Below are 22551 nucleotides of genomic sequence, written 5' to 3'. Positions count from 1 at the left end.
TCAAATCAAGTGAAAAAGCATATTGCGAGACACTAAACCCAAACGCACCATGCCTGCATTGCGACGTTTGCTGATCTGTGTGTGGCTGATGCCGGGAATCGTTTCGAATGGTTTCGGCCAGACCATGCGCGGCGATCTGATCGACGTGAGCGAGGCCTTTCAGCGGCTCGATCCGGTTTACTTCGTCCCGGCCCGCGTCGAGGCGTTCGATCCGGCGGTCGGACAGGGCCAGCTTCGCTGGGAACGCTATCAGCGTCAGCCCAGCCTGTCGTTCAACAAGATCGACCGCCCCCTGGTGCGCGCCTCGTCCACCGAGTTTCCGGCCACCGAGTACGACCGGGATCCGGTGCTTCCCTTCACGATCGAGCCGGTCTCGCCACGTACCGTGCGGCTGCGGTTTCTGACCCGGGCCGTGGCCCCCGACGACACCCCTTCGTTGATGCTGGTGGGACCGGTGCCGCACGACGGAAGCTGGCAGGTGCAGCAGACCGACAGCCTGATCACGTGGACCAGCCCGGCCGGCTATCAGATCCGGCTCTACCGCGATCCCTGGCGGATCGCCTTCTACGATCCCACCGGACGGCTGCTGACGCGCACCATGACGCTCGACGAGCCGGCCACCTTCGCCTTCGACCGCGTCCCCTTCTGCTACATCCGTCGCTCCGAGGACCTGAGCCACTGGACGGCCGCCACCTTCGAGCTGGCCTACGACGAGAAAATTTTCGGCACGGGCGAATCCTTCACGCGCTTCAACAAACGCGGCCAGAAAATCATTGCCTTCCTGCGCGATGGAATGGGCACGCAGGGCCGGCGCATGTACAAACCGATTCCGTTTTTCCTGAGCAGCCGGGGCTACGGCGTTTTCGTGCACACGAGCACGCCCGTCACGTTCGACTTCGGCCACACGTTCGACCAGTTCAACACGATCTACACCGGCGACGAGACGCTCGATCTGTTTTTCTTCTTCGGCACGCCCGGGCAGATCCTCTCCGAGTACACGGCGCTGACGGGACGGAGTCCGGTGCCGCCGCTCTGGTCGTTCGGCCTCTGGATGAGCCGCATCACGTACAATTCGGAACAGCAGGTGCGTGAAGTGGCCGCCCGGCTTCGCCAGTATCGCATTCCGGCCGATGTCATTCATCTCGACACGGGCTGGTTCGAGACGGACTGGCGCAACGACTATCAGTTTTCCACCACCCGTTTCACGGATCCGGCCCGCATGATTGCCGACCTGAAGGCGCAGGGCTTTCACATCTCGCTCTGGCAACTTCCCTACTTTTCGTCGAAAAACCGACTCTATTCGGAGATCGTCGAAAAGGGGCTGCACGTGCGCAGCGAAAACGGACGATGGCCCTTCGAAGATGCCGTGCTGGACTTCTCCAATCCCGAAGCGGTGGCCTGGTATCAGGAGAAGCTGGCCGGTCTGTTGCGCATGGGGGTGGGAGCGATCAAGGTGGACTTCGGGGAAGACGCGCCGGTCCACGGGCTGTACGCTTCGGGTCGGACGGGCTGGTACGAGCACAACCTCTATCCGCTTCGCTACAACAGGGCGGCGGCCGAAATCACCACGCAGATCACGGGCGAGCACATCATCTGGGCGCGCAGCGCCTGGGCCGGCAGCCAGCGCTATCCGCTGCACTGGGGCGGCGACGCCGAAAACACGAATTCGGCCATGGCGGCCACGCTACGCGGGGGCCTGTCGTTTGGCCTCTCGGGCTTTACCTACTGGAGCCACGACGTGGGCGGCTTCGTGTCGACGCCCTCGGTCGATCTCTACCGGCGCTGGCTGGCCTTCGGGGTGTTCACCTCGCACACGCGCTGCCACGGCGCACCACCGCGTGAGCCGTGGGCCTACGGCGAGGCGTTCGTCGATGACTTCCGGCGTATCGTAGAAGTCAAATATCGCCTGATGCCTTACATCTACGCGCAGGCCGTGCGCTCCTCGGCCGAAGGGCACCCCATGATGCGCCCGCTTTTCTTCGAGTTTCCGGACGATCCGACCTCGTGGCTGATCGACGACCAGTACTTCTTTGGCGAGGCGCTGCTGGTAGCCCCACTGTTCGAGACCGGGTCCACCGGCCGCCGGGTCTATCTGCCGCCGGGCACCTGGATCGACTACCAGACCGACCGGGTGTACGAAGGGGGTCGGTGGCATGAGATCGAGGCCGGACCGGTGCCGATCATCGTGCTGGTACGCGATCATACGGTGCTGCCGCACATTGCACTGGCCCAGTCCACCATGGAAATGGACTGGAGCCGTCTGGAGCTGCAGGTATTCAGTACCGATGGGGCACCGGCCCGCGGCTGGGTGGCCCTGCCCGGCGAAGCCGCCCATGAACTGCAGGTTATTCCGGGCCCGGATGGACCCGTCCTGCAGGAAGATCCGCTCGAGGGGCGCGTGCAGTGGCGTCTGCAACTCCGCACGCCTCGCAGGTGAGCACGAAAAAGGGGCGGCCAGCCGGCCGCCCCTTTTTTGCCTGTGCCCGTGACAGCAGGTTACACCCAGAAGGAGAAGTACAGATAGATCGCCAGCACCAGCCCCAGCACCACCACCGTCAACGTCACATCCCGCCAGTCCCACGTCTTCCGACTCTCAGACCGGTCCGACGCCGACACCGTACCAAACGTCAACCCCCGTACCTTCTCCTCCGGCGGCGCCTCCGTCAACAACGATACGCCGACGATGATCAGCACGCTCAGCAAGAACAGCAGTCCGGAGAAGTAATAGCCATTAAACGCACCGATTGCGCCCAGGAGCGTGTTCGGATCCAGCGCCCCGTTCTGCACCATCGATTGCAACGTCAACTTCACCATCGCCAGCACGAAGCCGACGCCCAACCCCCACACTGCACCCCGCGCGTTGATCCGACGACTCGTAATCCCCAGCAGAAACACCGCCGTGATCGGCGGCGCCAGAAAACCCTGCACGTTCTGCAAATAATCGTACAACCCCGCCTTCGACTCGGCCATCACCTTCATGATCGGAATCCACAACAGGCCCAGCCCCACCACCACCGCCGTCGCAATCCGTCCCACCCGCACCAGCTCCGACTCCGGGCGACCCGGACGAAGCTTCTCGTAAATGTCCACCGTAAAAAGCGTCGCGCACGAATTAAAAAGCGACGAAAGCGACGACATCAGTGCCGAAAGCAACCCGCCGACGACCAGTCCCCGCAGGCCCAGCGGCAACAGCTCCGCCACCAGCGTCGGAAAGACCATGTCGCCCTGAATCTTACCCGTGGCGTCCGTCGGAATGTGAATCACCCCTTTCAGATGCAGCGCATAGCCGATCATCCCCGGCACCAGAAAAATGAACACCGGCCACACCTTCAGAAAACCACCCCAGAGCGCACCCCGTCGCGCATCCTGCAGCGAACGCGCCGCCAGCGTCCGCTGCACAATGTACTGGTCCGTGCACCAGTACCAGATGCCCGTTACCGCCGACGAAATCATCACACCCAGCCAGGGGAAGTTGGGGTCACTGTTCGGACGCCAGAGGGCCCACTGCTCGCCCTGCAGGCGGGCTACCTCCCGCAGCTCGCCCCAGCCCCCCAGTGCCGAAAGCCCGAATACCGTGATGAACACACTCCCCAGAATCAACAACCCCGTCTGCAACACCTCCGTGTAGACCACCGCCCGAAGACCCCCCAGGATCGTGTAAATCCCCGTGGCCAGCACCGTCGCAATCGCCCCCACCCAGAACGCCTGGTCCGGCGAACCAAACACGTCGGCCAGCAGCGTCCGAAAAACCAGCGCCCCCGCATACACCGTCACCGACACCTTCGTAAAGACGTAGGCCGTCAGCGACACCACGGCCAGAATCCAGCGCGCGCGGCTGTTGAAGCGCCGCTCGAGAAACTCCGGCATCGTGAAGACCCCCGAGCGGTAGTAAAACGGCACGAACACCCAGGCCAGCAGCACCAGAATCCAGGCGTGCAGCTCCCAGTGGGCCTGGGCCAGGCCGTTGGCCGCGCCGCTTCCGGCCAGCCCCACGATGTGCTCCGAGCCAATGTTCGAGGCGAAGATCGAGGCGCCGATGACAAAAAAGCCCACGTCGCGACCGGCCAGGAAGTAGTCCGTGGTGGTTTTGACGCGGCGGGCCGACCACCAGACGATCCCGGCCAGGATCGCGAAATAGGCTGCCACAATTAACCAGTCCAGTACCGTCATAGGGCTTCCTCCGGGTTGGTTGAGATAGATGCACCGTCAGGTATGGATGGAAGGTCATGGCCGGGGAGCGCTTTTTGCATACGCCCCCATTAGCCGTGTCTTAAAAATCCTCTTAAGATAGGCTTATAGCCCCAAAGGCGAAAGGGCTTTTTGCATCCTATGAGAAAGACAGCAAATCTGTCGTTTTACAGGCGGGATGCAATCAGAGAGGCGGTTGTGACGTGCAGCCATCGGGTCAGGGCCACATAGTCGTCAGGGGAAAGGTCTTCGGCGCGGGCCTGGGCCCAGGGATCGGGCAGGGGTGTTTCGGATGGCAACAGGCGGCGCAGGCTGTTGCGCAGCGTTTTGCGGCGCTGGTTGAAGGCCGTCCGGATAACCTGGCGCAGCAGTTCGGGATCGACGTCCGGGAGCGGTCGCTCGAAGGTCAGGCGCACGACGGCGCTTTCGACACGGGGCTTCGGACGAAAAACATGGCGGGAGACGGAAAACAGCAGCGCAGGGGTGGCCCAGAGCTGGGCGGCCACGCTCAGAATGCCGTACATTTTGCTACCGGGCGGTGCAACCAGACGCTCGGCCACCTCGCGCTGCATCATGAGCACGGCCTCGGCCAGCACCTCGCGGGCGTCGAGCAGCGCAAACAGAATCGGGCTGGTGATGTAGTAGGGCAGGTTGCCGACGACGTGGAGACGTCCGCCTTTCTCCTCGGCCAGCTCCGCCCAGTTCACCTTCAGCACATCTTCCTGACGCACGTCCAGCTCCGGCCAGCGGGCCTTCAGTTCGGCCACGGCCCGGGGATCGATCTCGATGGCCGTCAGGTGCGGGTAGCGCTCCAGCAGCAGGCCGGTCAGCGCGCCGGTGCCCGGACCGATCTCGACGACGGGATCCTCGGGCGCGGCCTGCAGCGCCGCGACGATCTTGCGGGCGATGTTGGGATCCACCAGAAAATGCTGGCCCAGGCGCTTGCGGGGACGAAACGGCGCGGCCATGTCGCTCAGCGCAGGTGCTTGCGGCGGTTGCGCACGTAGTCCTCGAACAGGTACTCACCCAGGCGGTCCAGACTGGCGTAGTAGGCGCGGCCGCGGTTGGCCCGGGTGAGCTGCTGGACGAACTGCTGCAGGTAGGGATCGCGGGCCACCATGAACGTGGTGATCGTGATGCCCTCGCGACGGCAACGGACGGCCTCGTCGAGCACCTTGTTCACAATGCGGCGATCCAGACCGAAGGCGTTGCGGTACATGCGGCCGTTTTCGAAGTGGCAGCTCGGCTTGCCGTCGGTGATCAGGAAGATCTGCTTGTTGCGGTTTTTGCGGCGGTGCAGAATCTGGCGGGCCCGCTGCAGCGCCGCCCGCGTGTTCGTGTAGTAGGGGCCCACCTGCAGGTAGGGCAGCTCCTTGAGTGAGACTTCCCAGGCGTCGTTGCCGAAGGCCACGATGTCGAGCGTATCCTTCGGGTAGCGGGTGGTGATCAGTTCGGCCAGGGCCAGCGCGGTCTTGCGGGCCGGCGTGATGCGGTCTTCGCCGTAAAGCACCATGGAGTGCGACAGGTCGATCAGCAGCACCGTCGCCACGCTCGTGTGGTGGTCGGTCTCGTACACCTCCAGGTCTTCTTCGCGCAGCGACCACTGGTCGATGCCGCTCCGGCGGAAGGCGTTCGAGAGCGTGCCCGTCAGATCCAGCAGGTGCGGGTCGTCGCCGAACTGCCAGGGGCGGGTTTCGGGCAATCGTTCGTCGCCCTGACCGGCATAGGGCGTCTTGTGCTGGCCCAGGCTGCCCCGGCGTAGCTTGCGGAAGATCTCTTCGAGGGCGCTCTGGCGCAGCGTGCGCTCCATGCGCGGCGTGATCTGCACGACGCCCGTCCGCTCATCGTCCTGCAGGTAGCCCCGGCGCTTGAGTTCTTCGATGAAGTCGCCCAGGCCCATTTCTTCGTCGGTCAGGCCGTACTCCTGATCGAGCTGGCTGAGCCACCGGAGCGCCTCGGCCGCATCGCCCGCCGTGAAGTGCAGCAGTTGCTTGAACAGTTCAAAGAGCCGCTCGAACGTCGATTGCTTTCGGCCGTGCCGCTTCGGATCCCATTGCGTGTAGCGTATCCACATGGCGCGCTGCTGCTGATCTCGGGCCAACGCTCAGGGAAATACGACAGGGAGCAGAGGAGGTTCATCCCCGGTAAGGCATTTTCAGGTACTGGCGGGCGCGTTCATGGGCGCGGCCGAAGTCTTTCATCTGAAGCACTTCGCGGTAGCGGAGGATGGCGATGTCGCGCTGGCCCAGCGCGTCGTAGGCCATACCCTGACGCAGCCGGCCCATCACCTTGAAGTAGGTGTCCTCTTTGCGGCGGGCGGTGAGGGCCTCCAGCTTGAGCAGGTAATCCAGCGCGGCCTGATAGCGGCGCTCCAGCATATAGGAAAGCGCGATGAAGTACAGGGCCTGCTCGGCCATTGCCGCGTTGTAGCCCCGGTGTCCTTCCTGGAAGCGGCTCAGCACGGCCTCGAAGGTCTGGCGTCCCTGCTGCCAGTGTCCCCAGCGCACGTAGACGCGGCCCTCCAGCGTGTGAAAGTAGCCGTTGTTGGGAAAGTGCGCACGCAGCCAGCGCACGTGCTCCATCGTGCGCGCGTAGTCCTCCTCGAAGAGGTAATAGATCATGGCCAGAAAGTAGACGGCCTCGGCCTGAATGTAGTAGCCGTGCCGGGCCGTGTCCTCGAGCTGGCGCAGGCCGGCCTCCCGGTCGCCGGACGGAAAGAAGATCATGACCGGCTTGACGAAGGGGTAGCGCTCCGGGATAACGGCCGCATAGTAGTCGTAGAGCGCCTTGCCGAAGCGGAAGTCCGGGTTCTGAGGACGCCGCCGGGCCAGTGCCATGACGGCGTCGAGCGCGCGTTTGCCGTCGAGCGCCGCCTGAAACCAGTCGCCCCGATTGGCGCGCAGCCGGCCCCGGAAGCCAAGCGCCGCGCTTTTGAAGAAGAGGGCGTCCAGGTTGTCCGGGTCGCGGCGCAGCATGCGTTCGCATCGCTTCAGCACGGCGTCCATCAGGTTGTAGAACGCCTCGTCGCGGGAGCGGTCCGACAGGTCCAGCAGGATCTGCCACCAGAGGTTCAGGCCGGTCAGGAAGGGGCCGATCGGGTGGTCCGGATAGCGCTGGATGATCTGGGCAAAGTGGGCCTGGGCCCCGGCGAAATCCAGGTCGTAGAGCAAGTCCAGGCCGGTGCGGCCCTCGGTACGCACCAGCGGGTCGTCCAGTACGGAGACGGCCGGCGCCGATTGGGTGCGGCCAACGTCCCCGCTCAGGCTTCCGAGCAGCAGGAGTCCGATCAGCAGCAGACCTTGCCGGTGGCGCATTCCAGAACGAACTGGCTTGTTGACCGAAAAGCAGAACGGTGGAGCGGCCTTCGGGGTCCGGGTAAAAGCGGACGCTTTCGGGTAAGGCGGCCTGGAATTCGAAGTTGCAGGGCGCCAGTGCGAAGGAAAGGCTAAAGTGTCTGTAACAGCCGGAGCCAGCGTTGCCAGGCGGCGTCGCGGGCGCGTCGGTTGGCGTCGGTGGTGTCGGCCGTCTCGCCGCGGCGCATGAAGGCGTGGCCGGCTCCTTCGTAGATCTCATAGACGAACGTCTTGCCGGCCGCCCGCATGAGCGAGTCGGTGCGCGGGATCGTGGCGTTCACGCGGGCGTCGTTGCCGCCGTAGACGGGGCATTGAATACGGGCCACGGCTTCCGGATCGTCAGGGCCGGTGCCGTAGAAGACGAACGCAGCGGCCAGGTCGGGCCGGTGGGTGGCAAAACGGAAGGCCTGGGCGCCGCCCCAGCAGAAGCCCGCCACGGCCACTTTGCCGTTGGCGGCCGGCAGGTTGCGCGCGTAGTCCACGACGGCGTCCAGGTCGGCCATCACCTGTTCGGGCGGCAGGCGATAGATCGCCTCGCGGGCGGCGTCTTCGCCTGGAAAATCGGTGGTGCGGCCGCCTCCGGGCGCCATGCCCGAGAGCAGGTCCGGCGCCAGCGCCAGGTAGCCCGCCTCGGCCAGGCGGTCGGCCACGCTCCGCACCCAGTCCGACAGACCCCGGTTTTCGTGGATGAGCACGACGGCCGTGGCGGGCGTGTCGCGTTCGGGATAGACGACGAACGTGTGCACGGTGCGGCCGTCGTAGGTGATGGCCACCCATTCCTGGTGGCGGGGCGATCGTTCCAGCCGCTCGCGAATCGGATCCTGGGCCCGAACGAAAGGAACGGTCAACAGCAGCAGCGTAAAGATCCAGAGGCGCATGGTCGCTCCGTGAAGGTGGTGTGAAGCTCTGTTGGAAAGAATAAGCACGGGCACGGTTTCAGGCAAGGGGGCCTTCCATTAAACACCTACCGGCGCAATCATCGCCGGCACGCCGAAGTCTGGGCGCTCCAGATCAAAAACCTGCTGGGCGCTCGGGAAACCTACCGGGCCTACAACATGCGCACCGGTCGCGTCGAGGCGGTTCGCGAAGGTTTTCCGCTCCCGGTGCTGAGCGTCAAACTGATGTTTTAACGGTGCCTTATGGCTTCGGAGCGATCAACCGGAGCATGACCACATCGTGGCCGGGGACTTCGACGGTAAGCGGCGTCTCGGTGGTGCCGATGTCCCGATGCGCCCACAGGTCGCGCAGCCGGTAAGTGATCCGGTCGAAAAAGGTACCCCGTTTCGAGAAGTCATCGAAGATGTATTCTTTCCGGAAGTTGAACGTCACGGTGCGGGGCGTTTCGGTGCGGTTCAGGATGGCCATCGCCCAGTCGCCGCCGGCCAGCGGCCGGAACCAGATCTCTACGCCGGCCTCTCGCCGATAGGGAAAGCCCTGAATGCCCAGCGTGTCCTGATCGACGGCGATCACCTCCCGATTGGTCAGGATTTCGCGGGTGGCCTCCGACATGTGGCGGATGTCGTTGCCGGCGATGAGCGGAGCGGCCAGCATGGCCCACATCGAGAAGTGGGCGCGGTCTTCGCTGACGCGCATGCCGTTGCCCACCTCCAGCATGTCGGGGTCGTTCCAGTGGCCGGGACCGGCATAGATGCGCAGGCCGTCCTGCTTGTCCAGAATCTGTAGAATGCCCCACGACTTCCAGGTGCCGTGGTCGATGATGCAGTCCCAGCAGTTGGTGATGTCGCCGGTGGTGCGCCACAGGTGGCCGATCGTGCGGCCCCACTTCCAGGGCTCGTTTGTGCCCCACTCACAGATGCTGAAGACGACGGGGCGCCCGGCCGCATAGAGCGCATCCCGCATCGTGGTGTAGGCGCCAATAGGATTCAGGTTCTCCGTATGGCACCAGTCGTACTTCAGATAATCGACGCCCCAGCGGGCGTAGGTCAGGGCATCCTGGTACTCGTGGCCGCGGCTGCCGGGCCGTCCGGCACAGGTGCGGTCGCCGGCGTCCGAATAGATACCGAACTTCAGGCCCAGACTGTGGATGTAGTCGGCCAGCGCCTTCATGCCCGACGGGAAACGCTCGGGATCGGGCTGGATGAAGCCCAGGCTGTCGCGTTCGCCCTGCCAGCAGTCGTCGATGATCACGTATTCGTAGCCGGCATCGCGCATGCCCGAGCGTACCATGGCCTGGGCCACCTCGCGCACGATCTGCTCGTTGATGTTGCAGCCGAAGTGATTCCAGCTGTTCCAGCCCATCGGGGGCGTTCGGGCCAGTTGCTCGAATTTCTGACCGAACACCACGCCGGCCACCAGCAGGCTTGCCAGACTCAGCAGCAGTCGTCGCATGATCTGAACCGGTCTGTGAACGAACGATACGCTCTCTGATTCCGAAGAAACGAAAGAAAAGTCTTTTTGTAAAGAGACTGGATTAAATTCGACAAATTCGACCCTTCAACAGATCCGGGGGAGTTGTTCGCCGCTGAGGAGGTCGAGCACGCGTGTGGTGCCGATGGCCGTGCGGAGCGTGACCAGCCCGGCCGGGCCGTCGGCCGTCACGTGGCCGATCACGCGGGCATCGGCGCTGACCGGTTCCGCCTGCAGAATCGACAGGGCCCGTTCTGCCTCGGCTTCAGGCACGAAGGCCACAAAGCGCCCTTCGTTGGCCACGTAGAGCGGGTCGATTCCCAGCAGTTCGCAGGCGCTCTGCACTTCCGGGCGCACGGGAATGGCCGCCTCGTCGAGCTGGATGTGCAGACTGGCCGTCTGAGCGATTTCCACCAGAGCCGCGGCCAGGCCACCCCGCGTCAGGTCGCGCAGACAATGTACCTCGACGCCGGCTTCCAGCAGCTTCAGCACGGGCGCGGCCAGCGGTGCGCAGTCGCTTGTGATCTCGGTCTCGAAGGCCAGGCCTTCGCGTACGGCCATGATGGCGATACCGTGGCGGCCGATGTCGCCGCTGAGCAGCACCGCATCGCCCGGCCGCACGGCTTCGGGACCGACTGGGCGATCGTGTTCGATCACCCCGATGCCGGCCGTGCTGATGAAGATGCCGTCGCCCTTGCCGCGATCGACTACCTTCGTGTCGCCGGTGACGATCTCGACGCCGGCCTCGTGGGCGGCCGCCTGCATCGAGGCCACCACGCGCCCGAGCGTTTCCATGGACAGCCCTTCTTCGAGGATGAAGCTGACGCTCAGGTACAGCGGACGGGCACCGCACATGGCCAGATCGTTCACCGTACCGCAAACGGCCAGCTTGCCAATGTCACCGCCGGGGAAGAACAGCGGTTGGACCACAAAGGCATCGGTCGTGAAGGCCAGCCGCATATCGCCGATGCGCAGCGCGGCCCCGTCGTGGCGGCGGGCCAGCTCCGCGCTGGCAAACGTGCTTGCGATGGCGTCGATGAGCTGGTGCATCAGGCGGCCGCCGCCTCCGTGCGCCAGCAGCACGTGGGGGTACTCCTGGATGGGGAGCGGACAGACCGGAGTGAAGCCGTTCCCGTCGCTCATGGCGTAGCCGTCTGTTTTTCGGTGAACCGACGATACCGGTAGTAGGCGGCGCAGGCACCCTCGGACGACACCATGGGAGCGCCCAGCGGATGCTCGGGCGTGCAGCGCGTGCCAAACACCGGGCACTCGGTCGGCTTTTTCGCACCCTGCAGCACCTCGCCGGCAATGCATTCCGACGCTTCCTCGGCCGTGTGCGCCACCACGCCGAACTTGCGCTCGGCGTCATAGGCCTGGTAGGGCGCCCGCAGGCCCAGCCCGCTCTGAGGCAACTCGCCGATGCCCCGCCACTTGCGCGGCACGATCTCGAACACCTCCCGGATATGCTGCTGAGCCGCTTCGTTGCCCTGGCGTCGCACCGAGCGCGTGTACTGGTTCTCCACCTCGTAGCGTCCTTCTTCGAGCTGACGGATGCACATGTAGAGACCCTGCAGCAGGTCGAGTGGCTCGAAGCCCGTCACCACGATCGGCACCCGGTACTTTTTCGCAATGGGCTCGTACTCCCGGTAACCCATCACCGTACACACATGGCCGGCCGCCAGAAAGCCCTGCACGCGGTTGTTTGGAGATTGCAGGATGGCCTCCATGGCCGGCGGCACGAGCACGTGCGCCACCAGCATCGAAAAGTTTTTCAGCCCCATGCGATGGGCCTGCAGCACGGCCAGCGCATTGGCCGGGGCCGTCGTCTCGAAACCGACGGCGAAAAAGACCACCTCCCGATCCGGGTTGCGGGCGGCCAGTTGCACGGCGTCGAGCGGCGAATAGACGATCCGGACGTCGCCGCCGCGCGCTTTGACCGAGAACAGATCGCCCTGCGTACCCGGCACGCGGAGCATGTCGCCGAACGAGCAGAAAATCACGCCGGGCATCGACGCGATGGCGATGGCTTTGTCGATCAGTTCGACGGGCGTCACGCAGACCGGACAGCCGGGGCCGTGCACGAGCGTCACGCCCGGCGGGAGCAACTCGTCGATGCCGAAGCGCACGATGGCGTGCGTCTGGCCGCCGCAAACCTCCATGATCGTCCAGGGCCGCGTGGTGATCTTCGCGATCAGCCGGGCGTAGCGCAGTGCGGCCTCGCGATCGCGGTATTCGTCGATGAATTTCATGGCGCCTCGGGCGGATTGAGTTCTTCCAGTTCGTCGATCTGCTGCAGGTACTCGAAGACGCGGTGCGCTTCGGCTTCGTCCACTACGCTGATGGCGATGCCCACGTGCACCATCACGTAGTCGCCCACGCGGGCTTCCGGGACGAACGCCAGGTTGACTTCCTTCTGGATGCCGCCGAAGTCCACCTTCCCGCGTCGGGTAAGCGGGTCCTCGTCCAGGATGGCGACGATCTTACCGGGTACGGCCAGGCACATGGCTTCAGCATGAATGGTTGACGAGAGCGGGCATGGTCAGACCCCAGCGGAGCGCGGCCACCTGGCCCAGCGCCAGGCCACCGTCGCCGGGGGGCACCTGTCGGTGAATATACGGGCGAAATCCGGCCGCACGAAGTAGCCGGAGCGACGTTTCGGTGAGCAGGCGGTTCTGGAAGCAGCCGCCGCTGAGCACGACGGTCGGGCAGCCGATACGCCGGGCTATCGTTACGATGGCGGTCGCCAGTCCTTCGTGGAAGCGCCGCGCAATAACCGTCGGAGAGAGCCCCTCCAGGCGGTCGGCCTCGAGCGCTTCGAGCAGCGGAGCCCAGTCGAGCACCAGCCGGCCGTCCTGCTCCTGAAGCGCCAGCGGATAGGGCGGGCCGGACGCCTCGGCTTCCTCGGCGGCAAACTCCAGCAGCATGGCCGCCTCGCCCTCGAACCGATTGCGCAGGCACAGGCCGAGCAGGGCGGCTACCGCGTCGAAGAGCCGCCCGATACTGGTGGTCCAGGGCGCGTTCAGGCCGCGCGTCACCATCTGCAGCAGGAGCCGGGCTTCGGCTTCGGTAAAAGCGCCGGACGGCAGGTGCATGAGCGCCGCCTCGCCCTTCCAGGCGTGGAGCAGGCCCAGCGCCGTCCGTCGGGGCTCGCGCACGGCCGCCTCGCCGCCCGGCAGCCGAAACGGCCGCAGGTGCGCGATCCGCACGGCGCGTTCCGCCGTCACCAGAAAGCATTCGCCGCCCCACACCGCGCCGTCGGGGCCGTAGCCCGTGCCGTCCCAGCCGAAGCCCAGTACGGGCGGTCGTAGCCCGTGCTCGGCCATGCAGGCCCACACGTGCGCCAGGTGGTGCTGCACCGGCGCGACCGGCCGGCCCAGCCGGTGTGCATGGTGCGTGGAGGCGTAGTCGGGGTGAGCGTCGCAGGCTACCGCGTCGGGCGTGCGCTCGTACAGGCGCGTGAAGTCGTCGATCACGCGCACGAAGGCCGCGCGGGCTTCGGCCGTCTCCAGGTCGCCGATGTGCTGGCTGATCCAGACCGTCCGGCCCGAAGCCAGTGCCACCGTGTTTTTCAGATGGCCGCCCACGGCCAGCACCTGCTCGGGATGGGCGGGCCAGTCGTCGGCCAGCTCCACCGGCAGGGGCGCATAGCCGCGGGCACGTCGCAGAAAGACCGGGTGGCCGTCGATGAAGCGCACCACCGAGTCGTCGCAGTAGCGGGCGATCGGCCGGTTGTGCACCAGAAACAGGTCGGCCAGGTCGCGCAGCCGCACCAGCGCTTCGCGCTCGTCGATGCAGATGGGTTCCTCCGAGCGATTGCCGCTGGTGGCCACCACCGGAAAGCCCAGTTCGGCCAGCAGCAGATGGTGCAGCGGCGTGTAGGGCAGCATGATGCCCAGATACGGATTGCCGGGCGCCACCGACGGGGCCAGCGACTCCCGGCCCGCTTCGATGCGGCGCAGCAGCACGATGGGCGCCGCGGGTGACGTCAGCAGGGCCGCTTCGGCCTCCGAGACGCAGGCGTGCGCCCGGACCGCCGCCAGCGACGGATACATCAGGGCGAACGGCTTGGCTTCGCGTCCCTTGCGCAACCGGAGCGCCCGAACGGCCGCCTCGTTGCGGGCATCGACGATCAGATGAAAGCCGCCCAGTCCTTTAACCGCTACGATCCGTCCCTCGCAGATTGCCTCGGCCGCCCGGCGCAGCGCCTCGTCCCGCTCGGCCAGCACGTTGCCTTTTCGATCCCAGAGCGCCAGATGCGGACCGCAGTCGGGACAGGCGTTTGGCTGTGTGTGGAAACGTCGGTTCAGCGGATCCTCGTATTCGGCCCGGCAGCGCGCGCACATCCGGAAGTGCCGCATCGTGGTGTTGGGCCGATCGTAGGGGAGCCGCTCGATGATCGTAAAGCGCGGGCCGCAGTTGGTGCAGTTGATGAACGGGTAACGATAGCGGCGATCGTTCGGGTCAAACAGCTCGCGCAGGCAATCGGGACAGGTGGCCAGATCCGGCAGCAGAAACACCTGACGCTCGCCTTCAGGGCGACTGGCGGCGATGGTGAAGGTGCGGTAGCCGCAGGGGGGCAGTTCCGTGCAGGTGATGCGTCGGATGCGGGCGGCCGGCGGAGGTTGTTGCTTCAGACGTTCCCGGAAGCAGGCCAGGCGCTCCGGATCGCCCTCGACCTCAATGGTCACGCCGGCAGGATCGTTGCGCACCTCACCGGTCAGGCCCAGCTCATGGGCCAGCCGGTAAACGAACGGCCGGAAGCCGACACCCTGCACGGCACCCTCGACGTGCAGGCGCCAGCGCGTCAGGTGTTCGGTTGTGGTGCGCATTCGATTTCCAGGCTTTCCAGGAAGACTTCGTCGCCCGTTTCGAGCAGCTCGCCGATGCGGCCGCACCGCGGGCAGCGCCAGTCGGTCTCGGACGGTTCGTAGTCGATCCGGCAGGGCCCGCACCGAAAGCGCATGGGTTGCCGTTCGCAGGTGAGCACCAGCCCCGCGGCCGGTCCCTCGGGATCGAGCAGGTGCGTTACGTAAAACTGCAGGATCTCGGCCGAGACGTGCGAGCGGGCGCCCAGCACCACGCGTGCCGAGCGGACGCGCCGGGCTCCGGCACGTCGGGCCTCGGCCTCGATGAGCCGAACCAGCTCGCGGGCTATGCTCAGTTCATGCATCGCGCAGCTCCTGCAGAATGGCTTCGGCGGCGCGCGGTACGGCCGCCGCCACTTCGGGCGAGAGCGGGGTGCCGGGCTCGAAGCAATGGCCTTCGATTCCGAAAATGACCAGGCGGCGGGGCAGCCGACCGAGCCGCCGGGCCAGTTCGACGACCTCGGCCAGTCCGATCCCGTGCGACGATAGGGCCGGGCGGACCGAAGCGGGCAGGGGGGCCGCATGCGCTTCGAACCGGTGCAGCGTACCCGGCGTCGCGCCCGAGCAGACGGCGTCGCACACGATGGCCAGGTCGGCTCCTTCCCAGCAGTCGGGCAGATGCAGCGGATCGTTCAGCGTAAGCAGGCGCACCGTACCGTTCAGGCGGGGCCGGAGCTGTTCCACCGTCGCCGGTCCCGCCGCGTCGTCCCCTCGCAGCGCGTTGCCCAGCCCGATCACCACCTTCATGCCCGGTCCACTTCGAGCTTCAGAAAGTGCGTGGCGCACGAGATGCACGGGTCGTAATTCCGGATGGCCTGCTCGCAGCGCCACTGGAGCTCGTCGTCGGGCAGCGTGAGCGCCCGCGCGACGAAGGCCCGGAGATCTTCCTCGATGCGCCGTTGATTCTGAGACGTCGGCGGCACGATCTGGGCTTCCAGGATGGTGCCCTCGTCGTCGATCACGTACCGGTGGTAGAGGATTCCCCGGGGCGCCTCGGTGCAGCCGTGGCCGGTGGCGGCACGGGGTGGTACCTCGACGAACGGCTGCTCCGGCGGTTCATAGGCTTCGATCAGGCGGAGCGCCTCGTCGCAGGCGTACAGAATCTCGACGGCCCGGGCGATGATGCTCTTGAAAGGATTGCGGCATTCGGGCAGGAAGCCCACCTCGCGGGCGGCTTCCTGTGCCAGCGGCGAAAGCCGATCGAAGTTCAGATTGAAGCGGGCCAGCGGTCCCACCAGGTAGGCACCGCGCCCGCGAATGCGGGCGTGCAGCGCGTTGGAGTGCGGCACGTGTTCTTCCTCGATATGGTCGTTGAAGGCCGCGATCGGGATGTCCAGCCCTCGGTTCGAGACGAGCCGACCGTCCAGGATGGCGTACTCGTCGTCGCGCCGCAGCGCCACGAACTCGTAGTCCTGCTCGAAGTCCGGAAACTCGAAGCCCGCCACCCAGCGCACCGTGTCGTAGGCCGTCTCGCGGGCCCAGCGGAGCGGTTCCACCAGCGCGCGCAGTTCGTCGGGGCGAGGGGCCCGGTAGAAGCCGCCCACGCGCACGTTGATCGGGTGAATCTCCCGACCGCCGATCACGCGCATCAGCTCGTTGCCGATCTTTTTGAGCTGGAGGCCCTGCTGGACCCGGTCCGGGTAGTCGCGGGCCATCTCGAGGGCACTTTCGTAGCCGAGAAAGTCGGGCGCGTGCAGCATGAACACATGCAGCGTGTGGCTTTCGATCCATTCGCCGCAGTAGAGCAGGCGGCGCAGCAGCCGCAGCGGACCGTTTACCTCCACGCCGCAGGCGTTTTCCATGGCCGTGCAGGCGCTCATCTGGTAGGCCACCGGACAGATACCGCAGATGCGGGCCGTAATGTCGGGCGCCTCCAGAAACGAGCGGCCGCGCAGGAACGCCTCGAAGAAGCGAGGCGGCTCGTAGATGCGCAGCCGGACGTCGGTGACCTGGTTGTTGCGAATGCGGACGTACATGGCCCCTTCGCCCTCGACGCGGGCCAGGGCCTCGACGCGGATCGTGCGGGTCGGGCGAACTTCCGACATGGCTGCTGGCTACGGGTTGGGTTGGGCGATCGTCGCTTCCCGGAAGGCCGGGGCATAGGCGTTGAAGGTGCGGAGGGCCCGCTCGGCATCGCGGGCCGACACGCCGAGCTGCTCCTGCCACCACTGCATGAGCGAGGCCGGGTTGGGTGTTTCTTTCGGGCCGAAGCAGGCGTAGCAGCCCCGGTTGTAGGCAGGGCACAGCGCGCCGCAGCCGGCCTGTGTGAGCGGCCCCAGGCAGGGCGTGCCGCGGGCTACCATGACGCACACCGTGCCCCGACGCTTGCACTCGACGCAGACGCTGTAGGTGGGGATGTTGGGGCGCCGGCCCTGCAGAAACGCCGTGATGACTTCCAGCAGTTGCTGCTTGTTGATCGGGCAGCCGCGCAGTTCGAAATCGACGGGTACGTGCTCGGCGATCGGGGTCGAGGTGGCCAGCGCCTCGATGTACTCCGGCCGGGCGTAGACGATGCGCGTGAATTCGGCCACGTCCTGGAAGTTGCGCAGCGCCTGGATGCCGCCCGCCGTGGCGCACGCGCCGATGGTCACGAGAAAACGCGACTGCTGACGGATCTGGCGAATGCGCTCGGCATCGTGCGGCGTGGTGATGGAGCCCTCGACGAGCGACAGGTCATAGGGACCGCGCACCGTCGCCCGGGAAGCCTCCAGGAAGTAGGCGATCTCGATGGCGCCGGCTACCGCCAGCAGTTCGTCTTCGCAGTCGAGCAGGCTGAGCTGGCAGCCGTCGCAGGAGGCAAACTTCCAGACCGCGAGTTTGGGCTTGCGTCGGGCCATGGCGTCAGAGTTCTCGGATGGTCAGCAGTCGGGCAACGCGGGCAAAGTCGAACACCGGTCCGTCTTTGCAGATGAAGACCGGGCCGAACTGGCAATGGCCACACAGACCGATGGCGCACTTCATGTTGCGTTCCATCGAAAGGTAGATGCGCTCCGGGGCCACGCCACGCTCCATCAGCGCCTTGGCCGCAAAGCGCATCATGATCTCGGGGCCGCATACGAAGGCGACGGTCTCTTCCGGATCGAAGTGGGCGCGCGGCAGCAGTGTGGTCACCACCCCCACGTGACCGAACCAGCCCGCACCGGCGTGGTCGACGGTCACCTCCACCTGCACGTCGAAGCGGCCGCGCCAGCGCTCCAGTTCACGAACGTAGAGCAGGTCGCGGGGTGTGCGCGCGCCGTAGAGCAACACCAGATTGCCGTAGTGGCCGCGATGCTGCAGCAGATGGTAGATGGCGGGACGCAGGGGCGCCAGTCCGATGCCGCCGGCCATCACCACCACGTCGTACCCTTCGGCCGCTTCCACAGGCCAGGCGCTCCCGAACGGCCCGCGCACGCCGATCACGTCGCCTGCTTTGCGCGCGCACAGGGCCGTACTGACCGGGCCCACCGCCCGGATCGTGTGCACCAGCCGGTCCGGTTGGGCCGGATCGCCGCTGATCGAGATCGGCACTTCGCCGATGCCGAAGACGTAGAGCATGTTGAACTGGCCGGGTCGAAACGCCATGCCGTCCGTGTCGAGCGGCTCCAGCTCCAGCGTGCACGTGTCGTGCGTTTCGCGCCGTCGGCGCAGGACCCGCCAGCGGGTGGGCGCCATGGGCGCAGGCGTCCGCGCCGTTTCCGGTCGGACCAGAAGCGTCTCGGTCATAGGTCTCAGGCGTGCAGCGGTTGACGACGGGGGGCGGCACCGTACATGTCGAGCAGTTGCAGGCGGGTGGCCTGCAGTCGTTCTGCGATGATCCGGGCAAAGCGGCTGAAGATTTCGTAGCCCAGGCGCGGGTCCTCAGCGCATTTGTTTCGAATGCAGGCGCCGTCGAAGGCCAGTGCCCGCACAAGCGTCAGGGCCCGGGCGTCGAACTGATTGCGGTAGGGAGGCACGAGCCAGGACCAGCCCAGCACGTCACCTTCGCCCAGCGTCTGAATGGTTACCGTGCCGCGCTCGGGCAGATGCACCTCGATCGAGACGCGGCCGTAGCGAATCAGAAAGAACTCGGTGGCCGGCTCGCCTTCGCGAAAGATGTAGCTTCCGGCATTGAATCGTACGTTCCGGGCACAGCCGGCAATCAGCTCCAGGTACGGTTCTTCGAGTCCCTGAAAGAACGGGTGCTCGGCCAGCAGATCTTTCAGTGAACGTTGCGCGGTCATGGCGACGAAGCAGGTTTGCGGGTGGAACGAATGGCAGCTACCTCCTCGGTCAGGTCGATGCCGACCGGGCACCAGGTGATGCACCGGCCACATCCCACGCAGCCCATCACGCCGAACTGATCCACCCAGGTGGAAAGCTTATGCATGAGCCACTGGCGGTAGCGCGAGCGGGTGCTCTGGCGCACGCTTCCGCCGTGGATGTAGGAGAATTCCACCGAAAAGCAGGAGTCCCAGCGTCGCACACGCTCGGCCGTCTGGCCGGTCAGGTCGGTAACGTCCTCGACGGTGTGGCAGAAGCATGTCGGGCAGACCATCGTGCAGTTGGCGCAGCTCAGGCAGCGCCGGGCCACCTCGTCCCAGCGTGGGTGTTCGTAGCTTTTCTGCAGCAGCTCTTTCAGTCCCTCGGTATCCAGGTGGCGGCCCATGCGGGTGGCGGCTTCCTGCAGGCGCGTGTCGGCAGCGGCTACCTCGTCGGGCTGCGCCTCGGGATGGGGCACGTCGGCCAGCACGGCGCGGCCGGTGTCGCTCCCGACGGTCACGACAAAGTAGTGGCGGTCGCCTTCCAGCACTTCGGTCAGGGCCAGGTCGAAACCCGCGGTAGCGCGGGGACCCGTCTGCATCGAGGCGCAGAAGCAGGTGCCGCCGGGCTCGGTGCAGTTGACGGCCAGCAGAAACAGCCGCTCACGTACGGTCCGGTAGTAAGGGTCGGCATAGGGGCCTTCCAGGAAGACGCGATCCTGCACGGCGATGGCCGCCAGTTCGCAGGCGCGCACGCCGACAAAGGCGTAGGCTTCGTCCGGCAGCGGTGTTTCTTCCACGGCAAACGCACCGTCGCCTTCGCTCCGGCTGGCCCGCCAGAGGTGCAGTGTGGGAGGAAAGAGCCACTGCTTCCAGCTCTGCGGACCCACCACGTAGCCGAAAAGCGCCTCGTCGTCCCGGCGGCGCAGGCGGTACATGCCGCCACGCTGCTCGTCGGTCCAGCCGACGGGCAGGTCTTCGCTTCGGTGAATGCGGTCGTAGACGATGGCGCCGTCGCGCACGCGCGGCCCGATCAGCGTATAGCCGCGCCGACTCAGCGCTTCGAGCAGCGCATCGAAGTCCCGGCGCTCCAGGACCCAGGCCATGGTTTGACGCATATTTCCCGGCGGTTGAGGTGAAGACAGACAGACCGGCACCCTGCTCCGGGCACGTTATCTCTTCAGAAGAGCCTACACCGACGTGCCCAGCCCTGCTTCGCTTCTCAAAGAGCACCCACAGGCCATCCCGCGCAAGATTGCAGATGTAACGTTTCAGTTACAGCGCTTCGGAGCGTGTGTGGCGACACGCCCGCATTTGCCGGATACCCGATCGTCCTACACTTCCAGCAGGCGTCCTTCGCATTTGCGCAGCAGCCGCTCCCATTCGCGGTTGACCTGCTCCTGCAGCGCGTCGAGCAGGTGTCGGTTCTCCGGGCGGAGCAGGTGGCGGAAGCGCCCCTGCGTTTTGACCCACTCGGCGATGGGCAGCGGCTTGCGCGGTCGGTAGTTCAGCCGGTACTCGCCGTCGATTACCTCGTAGAGCGGCCAAAAGCACGTTTCGACGGCCAGGCGGGCGATCTCGACGGTCTGCGACGGGTCGTAGCCCCAGCCGCGCTGGCAGGGCGCCAGCACATTGAGAAAGCTCGGTCCGTCCACCTGCACGGCCATCTGGATCTTGCGCACCAGATCCTGCCAGTTCGAGATCGATGCCTGGGCCACGTAGGGCACGTGGTGGGCGACGGCGATCTCGGTCAGGTCCTTGCGCTGCTGGAGTTTGCCCAGGCTCTGCTCGCCCACAGGCGTGGTGGTCGTATGGGCCAGCGGGGGCGTGGCGCCACTCCGCTGGTTGCCCGTGTTCATGTAGGCTTCGTTGTCGTAGCAGATGTACGTGAAGCGATGCCCGCGCTCCAGGGCGCCCGAGAGGGCCTGCAGCCCGATGTCGTAGGTGCCGCCGTCGCCACCGAAGGCGATGATGCGCACGTCTTCGGGCAGGTCGAAGGGAATCGGCCGGCCGTTTTTGCGCTTGCGGTTGAGCACCCGGAAGGCGGCCTCCACGCCGCTGGCGGCGGCGGCCGCATTCTCGAAGGCCACGTGCAGCCAGGGCACGTTCCAGGCCGTCGAAGGATAGCGCGTGGTGGCTACCTCCAGGCAGCCCGTCGCGTTGACCACGACCACGGGCGTGTCGATGGCGTTCAGCACGGTGCGCACCACCAGCGGCACGCCGCAGCCCGCACAGAGCGAGTGGCCGCCCTGGAAGCGCAGCTCGCGCTGTTCACGCTCGGCCAGTTCTTTGAGCGTCTTCAGGCGAATCGTTTCGCCGTTGGAGGAAAGCCCGGTCATCATGGCAGTTTCTCTCGGGTTAGGCGCGCACGCCCAGGTAGCGCATGACGGCAGGCGTGCGCGGATCCTGAATGCGGGTCAGCGCTTCGGCGATCTGGTCGGGCGTAACGTCGCGCCCTCCCAGACCATAGGTGAAGTTGTGCAGGCGCGGTCGCTTGGCTTCGGGCAGGCCGTACAGGGCCGCGGCAATTTCGGTGAAGAGCGGCCCCCAGCTTCCGAACGACAGCGCCCGGTCCATCACGGCCACGGCCTGTTTGCCACGCAGCGCTTCGGCCACGGCGGCATGCGGGAAGGGTCGGAAGAGCCACAGCTTGAGCAGCCCCACCCGCTGCCCTTCGTCCCGAAGCGTATCGACGACGACTTTGGCCGTGCCGGCCGTCGATCCCAGCACGACCACGGCAAAGTCCGCATCGTCGAGCCGGTAGGCTTCGTAGTAGCCCCGGTAGTTGCGTCCGGTGGCCTCGGCGTAGGCGCGCTGCACCTCGGGGAAGACTTCCAGCACGCCTCGCATGGCCTCGTCCTGTTGCCGCTTGTGCTCGTAGTAGAAGTCGGGCATGTCGAACGGGCCCTGCGTGGTGGGGCGCGCCGTGTCCAGCAGCGGATAGAGCGGCCGATAGTGGCCCACGAACGCCCGGGCTACCTCGTCGGGCAGCAGCTCGACGGCCTCGGCCGAATGCGTGAGCGTGAAGCCGTCCAGGTTGACGATCACGGGCAGCAGCACCCGCTGGTCTTCGGCCAGGCGCACGGCCATCAGCGTGTAGTCGTAGGCTTCCTGGCCGTTTTCCGTGAAGATCTGGACGGCGCCCGAATCTCGGGCCAGCATGGCGTCGGAATGGTCGCAGTGGATGTTGATCGGCCCGCTCAGCGCCCGGTTGCCCAGCGGCATCACGATCGGGCAGCGCATGGAGGCCGCGATGTAGAGCACCTCGATCATCAGCGCCAGGCCCTGCGAGGCCGTGGCCGTCATCACGCGCGCGCCGGCCACCGAAGCGCCCACGGCCGCGCTCATGGCCGAGTGCTCCGACTCGACGTTGATGATTTCGGTGTCGCAGCGGCCGTCGGCCACCATCTGCGCAAACTCTTCGATGATCGGCGTCTGCGGCGTGATCGGGTAGACCGGCACGACGTCGGGCTCGATCTGGCGCATGGCGTGCGCCACAGCCTGCGCGCCCGTCAGTAACTGGGCGGCTTCGAGCCGGGGAGTGACCACGAGTGTCAT

Annotated in this window: 20 protein-coding genes; 1 reads left to right on the top strand and 19 read right to left on the bottom strand. The window is 65.9% G+C overall.

The features are described from left to right. Positions 1 to 49: 49 nt before the first annotated feature. Entirely contained in the window at positions 50 to 2437 is a 2388-nt protein-coding gene (locus GYH26_RS13995; RefSeq protein ID WP_161542175.1) for a TIM-barrel domain-containing protein, read from the top strand. A gap of 59 nt (positions 2438 to 2496) precedes the next feature. Here the strand turns inward: GYH26_RS13995 and GYH26_RS13990 are convergent, their stop codons facing one another. The 19 genes from GYH26_RS13990 to porA all read right to left on the bottom strand — a co-directional run bounded on the left by GYH26_RS13990 (position 2497) and on the right by porA (position 22551). Beyond that, positions 2497 to 4170 (bottom strand): sodium:solute symporter, encoded by a 1674-nt coding sequence (locus GYH26_RS13990; RefSeq protein ID WP_161542174.1) that lies wholly within the window; start codon positions 4168 to 4170, stop codon positions 2497 to 2499. Between the two features lie 185 nt (positions 4171 to 4355). Next, positions 4356 to 5156 carry a 16S rRNA (adenine(1518)-N(6)/adenine(1519)-N(6))-dimethyltransferase RsmA gene (rsmA, locus tag GYH26_RS13985; protein ID WP_161542173.1) on the bottom strand — a complete coding sequence of 267 codons (801 nt, stop codon included), beginning with the start codon at positions 5154 to 5156 and terminating at the stop codon, positions 4356 to 4358. Positions 5157 to 5161: 5 nt separating this feature from the next. Next, positions 5162 to 6262, bottom strand: coding sequence for a vWA domain-containing protein (locus tag GYH26_RS13980; RefSeq protein WP_161542172.1), 1101 nt, complete (start codon positions 6260 to 6262; stop codon positions 5162 to 5164). Between the two features lie 61 nt (positions 6263 to 6323). Next, positions 6324 to 7502, bottom strand: coding sequence for a tetratricopeptide repeat protein (locus tag GYH26_RS13975; protein ID WP_161542171.1), 1179 nt, complete (start codon positions 7500 to 7502; stop codon positions 6324 to 6326). Between the two features lie 131 nt (positions 7503 to 7633). Then, positions 7634 to 8419: a dienelactone hydrolase family protein gene (locus GYH26_RS13970; protein ID WP_161542170.1), complete on the bottom strand. Its 786-nt coding sequence runs from the start codon at positions 8417 to 8419 to the stop codon at positions 7634 to 7636. Between the two features lie 259 nt (positions 8420 to 8678). Next, positions 8679 to 9890: a glycoside hydrolase family 27 protein gene (locus GYH26_RS13965; RefSeq protein ID WP_161542169.1), complete on the bottom strand. Its 1212-nt coding sequence runs from the start codon at positions 9888 to 9890 to the stop codon at positions 8679 to 8681. A 105-nt stretch (positions 9891 to 9995) separates the two neighbouring features. Continuing rightward, positions 9996 to 11051 (bottom strand): hydrogenase expression/formation protein HypE, encoded by a 1056-nt coding sequence (gene hypE / locus GYH26_RS13960; RefSeq protein ID WP_161542168.1) that lies wholly within the window; start codon positions 11049 to 11051, stop codon positions 9996 to 9998. Beyond that, entirely contained in the window at positions 11048 to 12157 is a 1110-nt protein-coding gene (hypD, locus tag GYH26_RS13955) for a hydrogenase formation protein HypD (RefSeq protein WP_161542167.1), read from the bottom strand. Before hypD ends, hypE begins: the two co-directional genes overlap by 4 nt. Continuing rightward, a complete protein-coding gene (locus GYH26_RS13950) occupies positions 12154 to 12411 on the bottom strand; it encodes a HypC/HybG/HupF family hydrogenase formation chaperone (protein WP_012845077.1) in 258 nt (85 codons plus the stop codon). The genes hypD and GYH26_RS13950 overlap by 4 nt, the downstream gene beginning before the upstream one ends. A 4-nt stretch (positions 12412 to 12415) precedes the next feature. Continuing rightward, on the bottom strand, positions 12416 to 14737 hold the full coding sequence (hypF, locus tag GYH26_RS13945) for a carbamoyltransferase HypF (RefSeq protein WP_161542166.1): 2322 nt from the start codon (positions 14735 to 14737) through the stop codon (positions 12416 to 12418). Beyond that, positions 14713 to 15078: a hydrogenase maturation nickel metallochaperone HypA gene (locus tag GYH26_RS13940; RefSeq protein ID WP_012845075.1), complete on the bottom strand. Its 366-nt coding sequence runs from the start codon at positions 15076 to 15078 to the stop codon at positions 14713 to 14715. The genes hypF and GYH26_RS13940 overlap by 25 nt, the downstream gene beginning before the upstream one ends. Then, positions 15071 to 15520 (bottom strand): hydrogenase maturation protease, encoded by a 450-nt coding sequence (locus GYH26_RS13935; RefSeq protein ID WP_161542165.1) that lies wholly within the window; start codon positions 15518 to 15520, stop codon positions 15071 to 15073. The genes GYH26_RS13940 and GYH26_RS13935 overlap by 8 nt, the downstream gene beginning before the upstream one ends. Beyond that, entirely contained in the window at positions 15517 to 16818 is a 1302-nt protein-coding gene (locus GYH26_RS13930) for a Ni/Fe hydrogenase subunit alpha (RefSeq protein ID WP_012845073.1), read from the bottom strand. Before GYH26_RS13930 ends, GYH26_RS13935 begins: the two co-directional genes overlap by 4 nt. Positions 16819 to 16827: 9 nt before the next feature. Then, positions 16828 to 17610 carry an oxidoreductase gene (locus tag GYH26_RS13925; RefSeq protein ID WP_161542164.1) on the bottom strand — a complete coding sequence of 261 codons (783 nt, stop codon included), beginning with the start codon at positions 17608 to 17610 and terminating at the stop codon, positions 16828 to 16830. Positions 17611 to 17614: 4 nt separating this feature from the next. After that, complete coding sequence (locus tag GYH26_RS13920) at positions 17615 to 18478, bottom strand: FAD/NAD(P)-binding protein (protein WP_161542163.1); 864 nt, start codon at positions 18476 to 18478, stop codon at positions 17615 to 17617. Positions 18479 to 18483: 5 nt separating this feature from the next. Further along, on the bottom strand, positions 18484 to 18975 hold the full coding sequence (locus tag GYH26_RS13915) for a cyclic nucleotide-binding domain-containing protein (RefSeq protein ID WP_161542162.1): 492 nt from the start codon (positions 18973 to 18975) through the stop codon (positions 18484 to 18486). After that, positions 18972 to 20099: a 4Fe-4S dicluster domain-containing protein gene (locus GYH26_RS13910; RefSeq protein WP_242006448.1), complete on the bottom strand. Its 1128-nt coding sequence runs from the start codon at positions 20097 to 20099 to the stop codon at positions 18972 to 18974. Before GYH26_RS13910 ends, GYH26_RS13915 begins: the two co-directional genes overlap by 4 nt. A 228-nt stretch (positions 20100 to 20327) precedes the next feature. Continuing rightward, complete coding sequence (locus GYH26_RS13905) at positions 20328 to 21335, bottom strand: thiamine pyrophosphate-dependent enzyme (protein WP_161542160.1); 1008 nt, start codon at positions 21333 to 21335, stop codon at positions 20328 to 20330. 16 nt (positions 21336 to 21351) lie between these two features. After that, a complete protein-coding gene (porA, locus tag GYH26_RS13900; RefSeq protein WP_161542159.1) occupies positions 21352 to 22551 on the bottom strand; it encodes a pyruvate ferredoxin oxidoreductase in 1200 nt (399 codons plus the stop codon).

Origin of the sequence: Rhodothermus marinus, assembly GCF_009936275.1 — a bacterium.
Taxonomy (GTDB): Bacteria; Bacteroidota; Rhodothermia; order Rhodothermales; family Rhodothermaceae; genus Rhodothermus; species Rhodothermus marinus_A.
This window is presented reverse-complemented; position numbering and strand designations above follow the sequence as displayed.